We start from the raw sequence: 14,436 nt of genomic DNA on the forward strand, positions 1-14,436 counted from the left end.
ATGGAGGAAACCATCGACAAGGATGTATATGTAGAAAATGTTCTTTAACAAAAAAACAGTCGATCTCTAGTGACCAACTGCCTCTCTACCTTTATTGATCTAACGTTTTTCGATCCCACTGCTCCGAAACGCCGCATAAGTCTGTGAGTCAATAGCAGGGTTCCGTACCAGCCTTTTCTCTATAACTCAATGTATCTCCATTAGGCAGCAAAACAGTTTTAACTTCAATCGTCATCACGCCACATTCTTTCATTACAAATCCCCAAGTTTATTTACGAACTTTACGGATAAAATAACGCTTGCCACACCCAATACACTGAAAATGACATATAGAAAGTCCGGACTCAAAGTAATCCGCAGCAGCCCGAGAAAATTAGGAAACTGCATCAGGAAAACGGCACAAATGACTGTCGGGATGACCGCCCTCTTCCAAATTCCGAACAAAAATAACGGAATTAATGAGGCAAGCGCGGCGGCGATGGAGTGTATAATCATTCGGATCGCATAGTTCGTCAGGTCAGCTGCCGTTGGCGTTCCCGGAATAACATTCATAGCCTGGTTGAGCGCAAAGGTCACAATACCGCTAAGTCCAAAGGACACCAGCGTACCGATGAAAACCGCCAACACAATAAACAGCACCTTGGCCATAACAAGTCTTTTTCGGCTGAGTGGATATCCGAATGAAAGAGCTATCGTCTTATTCTTGTATTCTTCAATAAATACATGATTGATCAGGGACGCTCCGAACAAAATAAACCCCATCTGAATGGCTATCATCAGGTCCAGAGCCGCAGCATAACTCTCTCCAAAACGAACGTTTGGCATATCGGCAAAAACAACCTTGAGAAAAAATACCGGCAATAACATGAGTATAAGCCAGTACGTAATCGCTTCACCAATCACTTTCTTACGCTCCAGCTTCCTCCATTCCAGCTCGATTAATTTCAGCATATCGGATTCATTCCTTTCCCTGAATTTGATGATAGAAATAGTCTTCCAATGTACTGTTAACTTTTTGGATCTCCTCGATTTCAATCTCATGCGCAATCAGCAGCTTTGTAATTTGACTGGTCGATACGTCCGTATCATACACTCGGATTCGCTGATCTTGGACGATTTTGATATTGGATATTCGAAGCTCATGCTCAAGTAAAAAGGCGGATTTCTGCACATTCGAGGTCAAAAGTTCAATATAGCCGGTACGCTGCCTTCGAATATCGGATAATGTGACTTCGTCGACCAATTGACCGCGTTGAATAACGCCGATTCTATCGGCCACCTGCTCAATTTCCCCTAGGATATGGCTGGACAGGACAAACGTAATCCCATATTCCTGGTTCAGCGTTCGGATCAAATCCCTCATGTTTTTAATGCCGATCGGGTCCAGCCCGTTCGTGGGTTCATCCAGCACGATCAATTCCGGCCTGGTGATGGCGGCCCTGGCAATGCCAAGACGCTGCTTCATGCCAAGCGAGAAATCCTTCACTTTTTTATCTTCGATCCCTTCCAATTGGACCAGATCCAAGGCTTGACGTATAGCTCTCTTATCGTAATAACCCAAGTATTCGCAATGAATTTGTAGATTCTCCATGGCCGTCATGTGCTCAAAAAATATTGGATATTCAATAATGCTCCCGACCCTCTTGAGGCCCTCTTTCGAGGTTTCTGAAAATTTCTTACCAAACAGCATAATCGCACCGGATGTCGGAAGAATGAGTCCCGTCAGCATTTTCATGATGGTTGTTTTACCTGCGCCATTAGGACCCAACAGACCATAAATCTCGCCCTTTCTTACATTTAGATTGACACGTGATACAATGGATTTCCCTTTTACGGTTTTGCTCAGATCCGTAGTTTGAATAATGAAATTCATGAGGACCACCACCTGTGTTCACAATTTGATTTCATTTGTTATTTATCTCCATCTTAGACCAGAGAATGGACTTATTCCTTTCCCGTTTCTTACATGTTTCTTAAGAATGAATTGAAAAGAGGGCGGCTGAAATAAAAAAGAGACGTTGAACAAAAGAACAACATCTCTTGGATGAATCGCTAGAAGGTTAATTGCTTGAATTTGCAAGTGAAAATGGTCTTTTGGTACGGCTCCGAGCTGCTTAGACTAATCCATCCGTTCATTTCTTCCGTTAGGCGCTTGGAAATACTGAGTCCCAGGCCGCTTCCCTGAAATTGCGGATTCCGTGCATCGTCCAAGGTATAGAGTCTTTCGAATACACGTTCCTGATGAATCTCTGCAATCCCTTTGCCCCGGTCCCACACGTCTACGGCCACGTACTCCCCTTCTTCACGAACCGTCAACCCGAACACACCGCCGTCGCTTCCATACCGAATGGAATTTGATATTAGATTGCTCAATATTCGATGCAGCGCATCCTTGTTACCATGAAAATAAAAGGGCAGCTCCGGAATGTCTATCTCGACCCGAAGGTTTCTGGAGACCAGCAGGTCGTAAAACTCAAGAACGCTGTTCCGGCAAACCTCGCTCAATGATATTTTGCTAAGCGGGATATCATAATCCTCCGACTCGATTTTGACAAGATCGAAAAATTGGTTAAGCAAGGTGATCAGACTGTTTACTTTTGTATTCAACCGTTGAATGACTTGCTCTTCTTCTTGCGCGGTTAACGCACTTTTATCATTCAGTTTTTCCGTGTACCCGAGAATGACCGTTAGCGGCGTCTTCAAATCATGAGACATGTTCGAGATCATTTTCTTTTGGCTGTCCTTCGTTCTTGCATAGTCCGCAAATACCTTCTGTTTGTTATCCAGCAGACGGTTAATTTGTGTGAGCAGCTGCCTAACGGCATGGTCGCCTGTGGGTACTAACACTTTCTCGGCCGTATCCTGGTCCAAAATATCGGATATTTTATTCGTAATCTCCAGGATGCTTAGATTTCGCTTCTTTTCTCTATAAAATAGCACTCCAATAATTGCAACCAATACGGCAATAATGACGGATAAAAGAAGGACCATGTACTAATCCCCCATTCTATATCCGATTCCCCAAATCGTCCGAATGTATTGCGGAGCTGACGGGTCCTCTTCGATTTTCTCCCGGAGTCTCCGGATATGTACATTAATTACGTTCTCATTCCCATAATAATCTTCTTCCCAGATAAGTTGATAGATTTGCTCCTTGGTGAACACCCTGCTCTGATGGGTTAGGAACAATTTTAAGATATGGAACTCCTTGGCAGTGAGCGGCATGCTTTTACCTTTTACCTTTACGGAGAAAGAATGCAAGTCCAGAATGAGATCCTTAAACGTAATAACGGGGGGCTCGGCAGGTTTGCTTTCCGTTTCCGCGTATAACGTTGCCCTCCGAATGGCCGCTTGAACCCTGGCTGTCAATTCGATCATGGAGAAAGGCTTGCTTATATAATCATCCGCGCCAAACCCAAGGCCCATGGCCTTGTCTAGGTCGCTGCCTTTCGCAGAAATAATCAAGACAGGAACTTTGCTGGTCTCTCGGATCTGTTTGAGCAGTTCCATGCCGTTTACCTTGGGGAGCATCAAATCGAGCAAGATCAGATCGAATTTCTCTTTTTGAAAAAGCGCGAGTGCTTCCTCGCCGTCGCGTGCCGATGCAACGCTATAATGATCCTGTTTTAGCTGGCTTTCAATCAACAGATTGATGTCGTTGTCGTCTTCAACGAGCAGAATGCGTTTTTCCATATCCTAAGACCTCCTGAGCTTGCTCTGATCCATTTCACTTCACGGTTCAATTGCGGTCCCAAAACCAATAGCCTGCTTTCGATTTTAGCACAAATTGGCATATTCTAGTGATCAATGTGGATTAAGAAATTGCAAAAAAACTCCCGCATCAAGCGGGGATGGCTTGATCGGTGAAACAAATAAATCCGCGGATTTTTAATAGCATGTATGTTGACGAATTTGCCACTGTTTTTGTTATTTCCACCATACAGCAGCGTGATCAGATTTCAGAGAATATTTCGAAGGAGGTATGTGAGTATACAGTTTCCTGTGCAGGGGAAAGTCAAAGATGTGAAGCTTTTTTTATTTTTTAGTCGAACAAAGGCAGCCGATCGCGTTGATTGGCTGCCTCCCTGATTTTATTGAACTATAGTTTCCCGTTAGCATAATGACTTACTGTGATACGGTTCAACGTGCTGTCTTCAACCGGCAAGTTTAATGGTCATCTACACGGATGACCTTCTTAGCGTTATAAGCTACAAATTTTACAACGATTACTCCGATAACGGGACGACAGCATCAATGAGAACAAGTTGGGGGAAACGAACGCGTTCACGAAATGGTTTGTAAAATGCGAATGATTTCATTTTCGATAACGGAATCGTCAACAGTATCCAGATACTCAGGACTAATCACTTGATACTGTTTCATTTTATAAAATTCCATAACGGCTTGTTTCAAGGTTAGATCATACCATTGAATACTAAAGGTCGGCTCCAAAATGCGCCGAAGCGTAGCATCATCTTGAACTAAGGACAGCGCAGCGTGCATTCTGTTAAAAATCTTTTTATCCATACCGGATTGAAAAAAAGATTGTAAATTTTTAATTCTATTTTGTTGAGCAACAGAAATATTTTCAAAAAGTCGTGGATAAAACTCCTTGAGGTCTTGCAGGAACAAATCGGATAAATAAATAACACCTATTAACGATTCCAGAAACGTTTTTTGAAATCGATCAATATATGAAACGGAATCATCATATACAACAGTGTCAGCCTGCTGCAAATACTGAATTCCATACTCTACAACCTGTTCGATGATTTCATCTTTGGATGAAAAGTGCTTGTAAAGCGTCACTTTACTAATATCCATATGTTTTGCGATATCGTCAATTTTCAGTTGGCTGAATCTGGTTCTTCTAATTACAGGTTTGATTTTATTGAGATATTGATCTGCGCTCACGGGTTTTCTCACGATTGAAGCCTCCTCTAATGCTCATCAAATCATATTATACCAAAATAGCTGTATCAATAAACAATATTTAATAAAAACATTAAATTAACTAATTTCATTAATTTAGTTTACTTAGTTAACTTATCGTCGTATAATCTCTCTTGTAATGAATATCCAATCGAGGAAGGGATAACGGTCTCAAAAGCGATATCCATTTCTCGAAATCACACGATAAAAAGGAGAAATACACAATGAAAATCACAGTTCTCGGCTCACTCGGCAATATCAACCGTAACTACCTCCCATCCCTAATCGCAGACGGCCACGATGTCACCGTCATCACAAGCTCCAAAGATCGTATCGCCGACATCGAAGCGCTCGGTGCCAAACCGGCGGTCGGCTCAAACCTTGACGTCGAATTCCTCGCTCAGGCCTTTGCAGGTAGCGACGTCGTTTACCTCATGATTTCGGGAATCAATTATGCCTCTGGCACCGACATGTGGCAGACTGCCATTGATCTTGCTGAAAATTATAAGACCGCTGTGCTAAAATCAGGCGTAAAAAATGTCGTCAACCTCAGCTCAGTCGGCGCCGACAACCCAAACGCCGGCATTCTCTACAGCTATCATTTTGCAGAAGACGCGCTAAACTCGCTTGAAGGCGTGAACGTTGTCCACATCCGGCCTGTCGGCTTTTACAGCAATCTTTTTGCCGACATGCAAAGCCTCAAAACCCAGCAAACCATCTTCAGTCCAATTTCAGTTGACATCCCACAAGGCTGGGTCAGCCCCGTTGATATCGCGGACGTCGCTTACGCCATGATTTCTCACACCCCAGCGGGTAAAAGCGCGAAGTTCATAGTTAGTGACTGGGCCACAGGCAACGACTGGCTCAACGCCCTTGCTGAGAATGGTATCGAAGCCAAATACCAACAAATCGCCGTTGAAGCTCTTGCTGAGAATATGAAAAAAATCGGCTTCCACGAAAACACTACCAACGGCTTTGCCCAAATGAACCGCGCCTGCGAGAACGCCGACGAGTTCTATGCCAGCCTCCGTGCAACCGACTACCACCTCGGTAAAGTCAAGGTCGGAGACTTTGCGAAAGTTTTTGCAGACGTGTTTAATAAATCTGTTTAAACAGTCCAGAATACTGTTTAACCTACGGATGAGAGCGCGCCTAAGTGCGCTATTTCTTTCGATAACTTGACCCGGAAAATCTTGAGATGGCAGCCTGTTCATCCTGCTCTAATCTCAGACCTCGAACAGGGTTTTACTCTGACTTGGTTTTGACATATAAAGAACAAAGCTCGCTGAAGTGATAGCGAGCTTTGTTCTTTATTGATAATTCGCACAAAAAAAATCCTTACCTGTGATAAGGTTCATATCGAATGACTTTAAACTAACCTGCCCGTTAGTTGAACAAAAGCAGCCGATCACATTGATCAGCTGCTTCCTTGGTGTTACTGAGCTATCGTTTCCCGTTAGTTTAAATACGACTACTCGGAAATACGGATTACAATTTTACCAAATGCACCACGTTGAAGATGCTTGTATGCTTCAATTGCTTGTTCGAATGGATAAACAGTATCAATTACAGGTTTAATATTTAATTGATTAAATGCCCGCTGCATATCATCGAAAGCTTTTTTGTGTCCTACGTTGATTCCATGGATTTTCACTTGTTTTGCAAGCAATGAAAACAAGTTAACTTCTGCCATCATACCGCCTAGGAATCCAATAATATAAATGTTCCCTTGTAATGCTGCTGCTTCAATCGAACGATTAATACTTTCACCACCAACAACCTCAAGAATATGATCTACCCCTTTACCGTTGGTGAGCTTAAGGACCTCTTTTTCCCAATCTGGAGTTTTAGCATAATTGATAACTTCATCTGCACCTAACGACTTAACTTGTGTTAATTTCTCATCACTACTCGAAGTTACAATTACTCTTGCCCCTAAAGCCGATGCGATTTGAACAGCATAAACAGATACACCGCCAGTTCCCAGTACAAGAACCGTTTCACCAGCTTTGATATTTCCATATTCAACTAAAGAAAACCATACGGTTAGTGCGGCAATTGGAAGAGTTGAAGCTTCTTCATCTGTCAAATTGTTAGGCGTAAATACTGCAGTATCTTCGTAAAGTAACATATACTCAGCAAGTCCGCCGTCATTCGGTCCACCGACCGAATACAAAGAGTCGTCAGGACTAGGTTTTCCTTGAATCCATTTCGTGAACATATGGGATGTGACACGATCGCCAACTTTAAATTTTGTCACTTCTGAACCGACACTTACAACTTCACCAGAAGCATCAGAAACAGGTACAAACGTTTTGTCATTCATTAGGTCTGGAATGTATACTCCATCAACAATTGCTTTGTCGCGGAAATTTAGGGAAACAGCCTTTACCTTCATTAAAATCTGTCTTGCGCCTGGCTTCGGAGTTTCAATATCCACCAGTTTAATATTCTCCAAACCAAGTCCTTGTTTTTGCCATGCTTTCATTTTAATAATTTCCTTCTTTCATTTAGATTTTTTAAATTTAATATTTACCACCTACACGATAAGAACAAGCATAGTAAGGTTAACCATCACCTCCTAAAAACACATAAACATATTGCAATATATCAATATGAATACCGAAAAAAATTTATATATTTCAAATTATCAATTTGTTTGCTTTAGGAAAAACTGAATTCTATTTTACGAATTCAGCTTCCAACATGTTCACTTTTGAAGGAACTGACCAATTTGATTGATGGCCTCTTCATTCCTTCTATAGTATGTCCATTTCCCTAAACGTGTAGCATGAACTAATCCTGCTCTTTGCAACATTGAAAGATACTGCGAGGCAGTCGATTGATTCATGTTCAATTTTTCTGTAATTTGACTTACACATACCCCAACCTCTACAAGATCAATCCCTTCTTGGGGCGAAAAATGGGTCTTTGGATCTTTTAGCCATTCTAAAATTTGAATACGTGCTTCATTGGAAAGTGCTTTAAAAATGTCGATTGGATTGGTCATGTCAATTAGTATATATTAAAGATTTGCAATATGTCAATCCAACAAACAAAAATGAAGCTTATACATATGTCCAGCTAGACAGTAATAAGACTTCATGGACATTTATTAAGCCATCCTGCCCGTTAGTTGATAACATAAAGCGTAATTCCGCTATATAGTTCCTAATATTTCAATTAAAATCTTGCATTAAAGTATCAACCACTTCTTTTACTGTTCTGATTTCTTTAATTGGAGTAATTCCAGTACCAATAGAAATATAGCCATCGTCTGTATTGCCTTCTAACATTCCGATACGCATTCCAATTGATCCACGCATCAATTTTGCTGTTTCTTCACGACTGGCACCTTGTTTATCCAGTTCGACTAGTTTATTCGCCAATTTAGTAGGTAAAGAACGATAGTATGCTGGTAAAGTACGGAACATTAATAAATCTTCTGCTGTAGCATCTACAATCATTTGTTTCACCTTTTCTGCTGCTGGATTTTCTTTTGTTGGAATAAAGACACTGCCAGCAAACACACCTTCAGCGCCTAAAGCAAATGCGGCACGCACTCCTCTAACGTCTCCAATACCACCAGCTGCCATTACAGGAATATTTATAGCATCTACAATCATTGGAACAATCGAAAATGTTCCAATAACTCGTTCTGGAACCGTACCACCTTCATCAAATCCAGTTGCTACATAAACATCTATTCCAAATTTTTCTGCAGCTTTTGCATTTTCAATAGTAGGAGTAAGGGGTCTATAAACAATTTTAATATTGTTTTCTTTTAATGGTTTAAAGATTCTTTCATCCAGTGTATCATTCACCAGAACAACAGGAACTTTCTCGTCTATAACTGTTTCTATAAGTGGCCATGTGTAAGCTAAATCACGATTCACGATCACTGGAATTCCAAATGGCTTATTCGTTAAAGATTTTGTTTTTTGTATTTCAGTTCTCATTCTTTCCGCACTTATTTCGGGTGAGCGAGTTATATCAACCTGACCGGCATTTGGACCTAGAAATCCTAATCCACCCGCATTGCTTATTGCTGCAACAAATTCGGCATTAGTAACCCAAGACATTGGTCCTTGTATAATTGGCTTTTTAATATTTAGTATTTCAGATACTCTGTTAGTCATTTTATCTGTTCTCCTCTTGTTAAACGAATTTATATTATTACTTCGTGTATTTATTTTCTGGGTAAGGTAGACCTAAATTTCCCCGTAGTGTGTCGTCCTCATATTCCTTGCGGAATATGCCTTTATCTTGCAAGATGGGAATAACTAATCGGATAAAATCCTCAAATCCCGCGGGATGATCTTGCCTAATGAGCAAGATATCCATGACGCCTTCTCGGTACCAATGTTCGATTTGTTCGGCAACATGTTCCGCAGATCCCATCAACCCTGGTTTCGGCATTCGATAACCTTGAGGCATCCATGACTCGATTTCCCTAAGCTTTTCCAAGGCTTCTTTTTCTGTTTCACCAACAATAGGATTGTGCGAAGGCATCATCAGTAGGTCATGTGGTGAACGGCCTTGATTTTGCACTCTGTGTTTAAGTTCAGCAGTGAATGCCTTGAGATACTCAAAATCATGCCCAGGTGCCATGATGACTTCGGCATGGTGCGCAGCAACATCCACGAATGCCGGGGAAGTACCCGCTTGAAAGACGACTGGTCTACCTTGTCTGGATCGACTAATATTTAAGGGTCCCTCTACTGAAAAGTAATTCCCGGTATAATGTAGCGGATGCATCTTACTCGGGTCATAAAATACCCCACGTTCCTTATCACGTATAAAGGCATCGTCTTCATACGAATCCCAAAGGCCTTCAACAATCTCCAAAAACTCTTTTTTCATGGGATAAAGATCTACTTTTCTTAAATGGGACCGACTGTAATTGGCTAATCCTCCAGGATTGGAGGTGATCGCATTCCACCCTGCTCTGCCCTTGCTAATCTTGTCGAGGGAGGCGATTTGCCTAGCAACCGTAAAGGGATCAGCATATGAAGTCGCTATCGTTGCGGTTAAACCAATGGAATGCGTTACCATACTCAGTGCAGACAAAATGGATACGCCCTCAAACATGCTTAGATAGTGCGGGATCATGCCAGGTCCGATATGACTTACGTCTGCCAAAAAGATGAGATCGAACTTTCCCTGTTCCAGTTGTCTGGCTTTCTGTACGTAATACTCAATATTTTCACTGGCATCTGCTGGAATATCGGGGTGTCTCCAACCCGTGTAATTCCAACCCACGCCATCAATAATTCCTCCTAGTTTAAGCTTTCTTTCTTCCATGGTTGTATAATCTCCTTTTCACGAGTTCACTTATCTCCCTTGTCTAAACCAAATTCCTTTGCCAATAATTTATGCCCTTTCTTCCGGCTTTCTTGATTTGGATAGAAGTCTGCAATCATGATTTCCTCCACTAAACTTGCTTTCGCAATTTGCCTAAGCTGCTCCGCAACTTGTCCAACACTTCCAATCACAAAGCGACCTTTATTACGTTCCCTAGCTAGCTCTTCATGAGGCGTGTATATGTGATTTTTGGCTTCTTCCGGTGTAGGGAAAGTAAGTCTTATCGTCCCTGTGCTCATCTGTGCCCACATTAATTCCGCTGGTCCTGCGATATATTTAGCCTCTTCTTCCGTCTCAGCTGTAATAACAATCGTCGCTAACATACTTTGGGGCTCTGTTAAATAGGACGAAGGTTTAAAATTCGAACGGTAGGCTTTTAACATAGGAATAGCCCGTTGCGGTGCCAAATGCGCTGCAAATACGAAGCCTAATCCTTTTTCCAAGGCAAAATGTAACCCACCCTCGCTAGATCCCAGCATAAACATATCTGGAACCATTGAACGATCTCCCGGAGGATGGATGTGACTAAACGGGTGATTTTCATTAAAGTCACGGGCAAAGAAGGAAAGTAGGTTATCTAATTGCTCTGAAAAATCATTAACCTCCATTAATGCCTGGGTTCTTAATAATGCCAACATGGTTCTGCCATCCGTACCTGATGCTCGGCCAATCCCGAGGTCAACACGCCCTGGATACAATCCTTCGAGAAGCGTAAAGTTCTCCATCACTTTCAAGGCACTGTGGTTCGGCAACATGATGCCACCTGAACCTACTCGAATGTTTTTGGTGTGAGCAGCCGCATGCAGGCTCAGTAAATCTGGTGAAGTACTCATCAAGTTTTTGGTGTTATGGTGTTCTGTAAACCAATATCTGTTGAACCCCCACTGTTCTGCTAGTTGAACCATTTCTGTCACGTTCTGAAGGCTTTCTGAAGCCTCAGATCCTGCATAGATATGAACAAATTCCAAAATCGAAAGTTTTAGTCCATTTGCTGTATTCACATTTGTTCCTCCTTTCTGTGTTATATTTATTATTTAGCTTGCTAATTATAGGATTAAAAAATATAGTAATTACTTAGCCTGCTAACTATATAACGTAAATAAGTTTTTATTTTTTACACTTTAGCCAAACTAAAATGATTTTGTTTTGGTTGTTGATCCAATCATAGGTGTATTCGTTTCGTTTGCAAAGAGGGCAATTCAAATGAACATAGTACATCTTTTTGTACCTATAGATTAGGAATGAAATTAATGAGGGTTTGCAATGAAGGATTTGAACAAAAGTTCATGGATGAAAAAAGTGATATGTACGCGATAGCTTTCTCAAGGCTCTCTTACCAAGCAGCTGAAGGAATTAGAGATGATGTCGTTATTCAACGTGATGTCAATCCAGAGGTTCCTCCACGAGTCGACTAATTGTTAACAGACAAGGGGATAAAGTTACTCCTGATCCTTGAAAAGATGGAGGATTTCGTTAAAGAATACGGCATGAAACCCAAAATTGATGTAGTTTAGAATAAGAAGAGATCGTCTCATATGCAGGTTCTCTGCAGATGGGTCAGCTCTCTTTTACAGTTTCAATCCTGCTCCAGTTAACTGTTTATTCTTAATCGTTTGGGCACCTCCCCACAAAACAAAAAATGCATTACCCGGTGTAGCAAAGCTATGTGCTAACCTGCCCGTTAGTTGAACAAAGGCAGCCAATCGCTTTGATCGGCTGCCTCTTTGGTTTTGTTGAACTATCATTTCCCATTTAGCGTAGAAAAGAAGGAAGTAACTCTACAAGCGATCTTGATATACTATTGGTTAGCTTATTTTCTATTTTTTTATTGAATTTGAGGGATGAATTTTATGAATAAGCAATATTGCATCATACTGATCACGGGGAATCATTTTCTCATCTAAAACTCCCCATGCTTTGGCAGTACGAGGTGTAAACATCCATTCCGTTTAGCAGATTTATCATTTTGAAATTGTTCCATTTCATCAGCTCTTTGCAATTTCATTTTGAGTCCTCCTCGCAAGTAAATAATTGGTCAATGTAATATCTAGTTGCACCGATAATGCTTTCTTGTTTTTTATTGAGCTATCGTTTCCCGTTAGTTTAATGGAAAACTGTACCTTGATTCACTTCTTAACGCTTATATACTGACGCTCTTTCCACTCGAACTCATTCCCCAACTGAAATGTGGCTAGTTCAATCACGAGGTCGAGTTCTTTTTTTGGAGCATCCAAAAATCTTTCCTGTCCGTGCGCCCAGCAGCAATACAGCTCTAAGTCCTCACCTATTCTCATATTGCTGGGTATATTTGAAAAGCTCTACTAAGCACTTTTTGCTTGTATGAAATAAAATCGGGTGAGAATATTTAATCTCGTCATTAATCTCGAAGTCACCACCTTCGGGGTTCACTTGGTAAACAAATGGATGACGGAAAGGATGTGAGGATTGCATGGTTATGGGACCGGTTATATATAATCCTGCTGCATCCTCTTCCGTATCGTAGACCTCCATAAGTTTATCGCCCTTTGGGTATTCGTAACATAATCATTAAATGTCATAACTGTTTTTTTCTTTCCGAATGAGCCTGTCGGAAGCTCATGGCTTGCACAATATAATAAAATAGTGTCACAGTATCAACCTCATCTCCGATCTAAAACTATTTTCCAAAGCTTATAATACCAACTATTCTATCTAACTGCTCCATTAACCGCCAGTTATCTTAACTAAAAAAGGAGCAGCTACCAACGGCAAACTGCTCCTTGCTATTACTCAACTAACGTTTCCCGTTAGTGGAATACCCTGAGTAATAATTTACAATTGTAATACCATCAAACTGTGCTTCTTCTTTATATTGAATCAGTACGTCCTCTATGCTACTTATCTTGTTTAATTGTACATTCAAACGGTAACTCTAACTTCTCAACCTGTTCTCCAGACCGGTTCAGTGCAATTCAGCATTCTTATCTTATAGATTTGTTCCATGCGAAACCAGACTACACATTCAATTAGTTGGTATTGAGAACCGCTGAATAATAAAGTCTGCTGCTTGCTCGGCGGTGATGTTCGAGACATCCACTTTAGTTGTATTCAGTTGTTCGTATAGAGGAATGCGCTCTAGGCTTCTTAATAATATATCTTCCGTACGAATTCCGACATCTACATCCTTAATCAGTCGTTCTTTCAATGCCTCTATACTGCATACCAAGGATATGAGATGCACTTTGCAACCTTGTGTATCAAGACGTGTAATAATCTCATCAACAATAGCTTGCTGATGCATTACCCAGCAAAAGACAATATTTTCATAAACGGTACACTTGATAAAATTATTCAAAAGGAAGCATATATTTTGCATAACCATCTCTTTGGTTTCCTCGGTCACTTGAAATGGATGCATGTCCCAGCACCAGTCCCCATCAAGAAATACACTGTTGCTCAATTTATCCTTCATAATTTGGCAAGTTGTTGTTTTTCCTACGCCCATTGTACCGCCAATCAGAAAAATGTTTTTCATACAAGCCCCTCTAAAATTCTTATTAGATTAACTATAGTCTCCCGTTAGTTCAATCTAGATTGATGTGAATCTTGTTCATTGCAAGCCAATCAAGAGTTTTAAACCGAAGATTTTCCCCAAAACGGTTGATGTGCTCAAAATATGTCTCACGCCTTCCGAACAGGGGGCGAGTAAAATACGTCAGCATGCATATGTTGAATTTTGTCCCAGTTACCGGGATTGGTCGTGTCTGGAGTGCGGTGCTCCAGAATGGCCTGATATAGGTCGGTTTTTTGTTTTAAATGGGCAACGTGCCGTTTGGCTTCTTCAAGCTGAACGAGCGCCGCTTCTTTATGCTCCATCATAAGTGCGAAGCGTTGCGGAATGGTCGAATCCCCTTCGAGACAGAGATCGATATACTTTTTAATGAATTCAATCGGCATCCCAGATTGCTTGAGGCATTTCACGCCATGCAGCCAGTTGATTGATTCGTCGTTGAACATCCGAATGTTGTTTTGATTACGCTGTACGCTTGGCACCAGGCCTTTATCCGTGTAAAAGCGCACGGCGTGCTGGGTGAGTCCCGTTATCTGGGCGGCTTCTTTGACCGTATACATGTCAAATCCTCCTTGGAAAATAAAGTTGTG

At 41.3% G+C, this 14,436-nt stretch carries 13 protein-coding genes; 1 reads left to right on the top strand and 12 read right to left on the bottom strand.

What is annotated here, in order from left to right; translation table 11 throughout:
* Positions 1-252 precede the first annotated feature (252 nt).
* The 5 genes from AB3N00_RS23290 to AB3N00_RS23310 form a co-directional block, all read right to left on the bottom strand.
* Positions 253-951, bottom strand: a complete 699-nt coding sequence (locus tag AB3N00_RS23290) for an ABC transporter permease (protein WP_413036728.1) — start codon at positions 949-951, stop codon at positions 253-255.
* 7 nt (positions 952-958) lie between these two features.
* A complete protein-coding gene (locus AB3N00_RS23295; RefSeq protein WP_413036729.1) occupies positions 959-1,873 on the bottom strand; it encodes an ABC transporter ATP-binding protein in 915 nt (304 codons plus the stop codon).
* A gap of 179 nt (positions 1,874-2,052) precedes the next feature.
* A complete protein-coding gene (locus tag AB3N00_RS23300; RefSeq protein WP_413036730.1) occupies positions 2,053-2,991 on the bottom strand; it encodes a sensor histidine kinase in 939 nt (312 codons plus the stop codon).
* Between the two features lie 3 nt (positions 2,992-2,994).
* Positions 2,995-3,693, bottom strand: coding sequence for a response regulator transcription factor (locus tag AB3N00_RS23305; protein ID WP_413036731.1), 699 nt, complete (start codon positions 3,691-3,693; stop codon positions 2,995-2,997).
* Between the two features lie 591 nt (positions 3,694-4,284).
* Positions 4,285-4,926 carry a TetR/AcrR family transcriptional regulator gene (locus AB3N00_RS23310; protein ID WP_413036732.1) on the bottom strand — a complete coding sequence of 214 codons (642 nt, stop codon included), beginning with the start codon at positions 4,924-4,926 and terminating at the stop codon, positions 4,285-4,287.
* A gap of 230 nt (positions 4,927-5,156) precedes the next feature.
* On the opposite strand from AB3N00_RS23310, the gene AB3N00_RS23315 reads away from it, so the two are divergent.
* Positions 5,157-6,044 carry an NAD(P)H-binding protein gene (locus AB3N00_RS23315; protein ID WP_413036733.1) on the top strand — a complete coding sequence of 296 codons (888 nt, stop codon included), beginning with the start codon at positions 5,157-5,159 and terminating at the stop codon, positions 6,042-6,044.
* A 359-nt stretch (positions 6,045-6,403) separates the two neighbouring features.
* Here the strand turns inward: AB3N00_RS23315 and AB3N00_RS23320 are convergent, their stop codons facing one another.
* From AB3N00_RS23320 to AB3N00_RS23350, 7 genes are all read right to left on the bottom strand, one after another.
* Positions 6,404-7,420 (bottom strand): zinc-dependent alcohol dehydrogenase family protein, encoded by a 1,017-nt coding sequence (locus tag AB3N00_RS23320; RefSeq protein ID WP_413036734.1) that lies wholly within the window; start codon positions 7,418-7,420, stop codon positions 6,404-6,406.
* Positions 7,421-7,642: 222 nt separating this feature from the next.
* Positions 7,643-7,942: an ArsR/SmtB family transcription factor gene (locus tag AB3N00_RS23325; RefSeq protein WP_413036735.1), complete on the bottom strand. Its 300-nt coding sequence runs from the start codon at positions 7,940-7,942 to the stop codon at positions 7,643-7,645.
* 169 nt (positions 7,943-8,111) lie between these two features.
* Positions 8,112-9,071 carry an NAD(P)H-dependent flavin oxidoreductase gene (locus AB3N00_RS23330; RefSeq protein WP_413036736.1) on the bottom strand — a complete coding sequence of 320 codons (960 nt, stop codon included), beginning with the start codon at positions 9,069-9,071 and terminating at the stop codon, positions 8,112-8,114.
* A gap of 37 nt (positions 9,072-9,108) precedes the next feature.
* Positions 9,109-10,236 (bottom strand): NtaA/DmoA family FMN-dependent monooxygenase, encoded by a 1,128-nt coding sequence (locus AB3N00_RS23335; RefSeq protein WP_413036737.1) that lies wholly within the window; start codon positions 10,234-10,236, stop codon positions 9,109-9,111.
* A 26-nt stretch (positions 10,237-10,262) separates the two neighbouring features.
* Positions 10,263-11,297 carry an LLM class flavin-dependent oxidoreductase gene (locus AB3N00_RS23340; RefSeq protein ID WP_413036738.1) on the bottom strand — a complete coding sequence of 345 codons (1,035 nt, stop codon included), beginning with the start codon at positions 11,295-11,297 and terminating at the stop codon, positions 10,263-10,265.
* Positions 11,298-13,297: 2,000 nt separating this feature from the next.
* Positions 13,298-13,810, bottom strand: a complete 513-nt coding sequence (locus AB3N00_RS23345) for an AAA family ATPase (protein WP_413036739.1) — start codon at positions 13,808-13,810, stop codon at positions 13,298-13,300.
* A gap of 146 nt (positions 13,811-13,956) precedes the next feature.
* Complete coding sequence (locus AB3N00_RS23350) at positions 13,957-14,406, bottom strand: MerR family transcriptional regulator (protein ID WP_413036740.1); 450 nt, start codon at positions 14,404-14,406, stop codon at positions 13,957-13,959.
* Positions 14,407-14,436: the final 30 nt, after the last annotated feature.

It is taken from the genome of Paenibacillus xylanilyticus (assembly GCF_047246825.1).
Classification (GTDB): Bacteria; Bacillota; Bacilli; order Paenibacillales; family Paenibacillaceae; genus Paenibacillus; species Paenibacillus xylanilyticus_B.

What these genes read in the sequence shown, in the direction of transcription:
- AB3N00_RS23290 (WP_413036728.1), bottom strand. Translation starts at nt 951, where the DNA reads ATGCTGAAATTAATCGAGCTGGAATGGAGGAAGCTGGAGCGTAAGAAA.
- AB3N00_RS23295 (WP_413036729.1), bottom strand. Translation starts at nt 1,873, where the DNA reads ATGAATTTCATTATTCAAACTACGGATCTGAGCAAAACCGTAAAAGGG.
- AB3N00_RS23300 (WP_413036730.1), bottom strand. Translation starts at nt 2,991, where the DNA reads ATGGTCCTTCTTTTATCCGTCATTATTGCCGTATTGGTTGCAATTATT.
- AB3N00_RS23305 (WP_413036731.1), bottom strand. Translation starts at nt 3,693, where the DNA reads ATGGAAAAACGCATTCTGCTCGTTGAAGACGACAACGACATCAATCTG.
- AB3N00_RS23315 (WP_413036733.1), top strand. Translation starts at nt 5,157, where the DNA reads ATGAAAATCACAGTTCTCGGCTCACTCGGCAATATCAACCGTAACTAC.
- AB3N00_RS23320 (WP_413036734.1), bottom strand. Translation starts at nt 7,420, where the DNA reads ATGAAAGCATGGCAAAAACAAGGACTTGGTTTGGAGAATATTAAACTG.
- AB3N00_RS23325 (WP_413036735.1), bottom strand. Translation starts at nt 7,942, where the DNA reads ATGACCAATCCAATCGACATTTTTAAAGCACTTTCCAATGAAGCACGT.
- AB3N00_RS23330 (WP_413036736.1), bottom strand. Translation starts at nt 9,071, where the DNA reads ATGACTAACAGAGTATCTGAAATACTAAATATTAAAAAGCCAATTATA.
- AB3N00_RS23335 (WP_413036737.1), bottom strand. Translation starts at nt 10,236, where the DNA reads ATGGAAGAAAGAAAGCTTAAACTAGGAGGAATTATTGATGGCGTGGGT.
- AB3N00_RS23345 (WP_413036739.1), bottom strand. Translation starts at nt 13,810, where the DNA reads ATGAAAAACATTTTTCTGATTGGCGGTACAATGGGCGTAGGAAAAACA.
- AB3N00_RS23350 (WP_413036740.1), bottom strand. Translation starts at nt 14,406, where the DNA reads ATGTATACGGTCAAAGAAGCCGCCCAGATAACGGGACTCACCCAGCAC.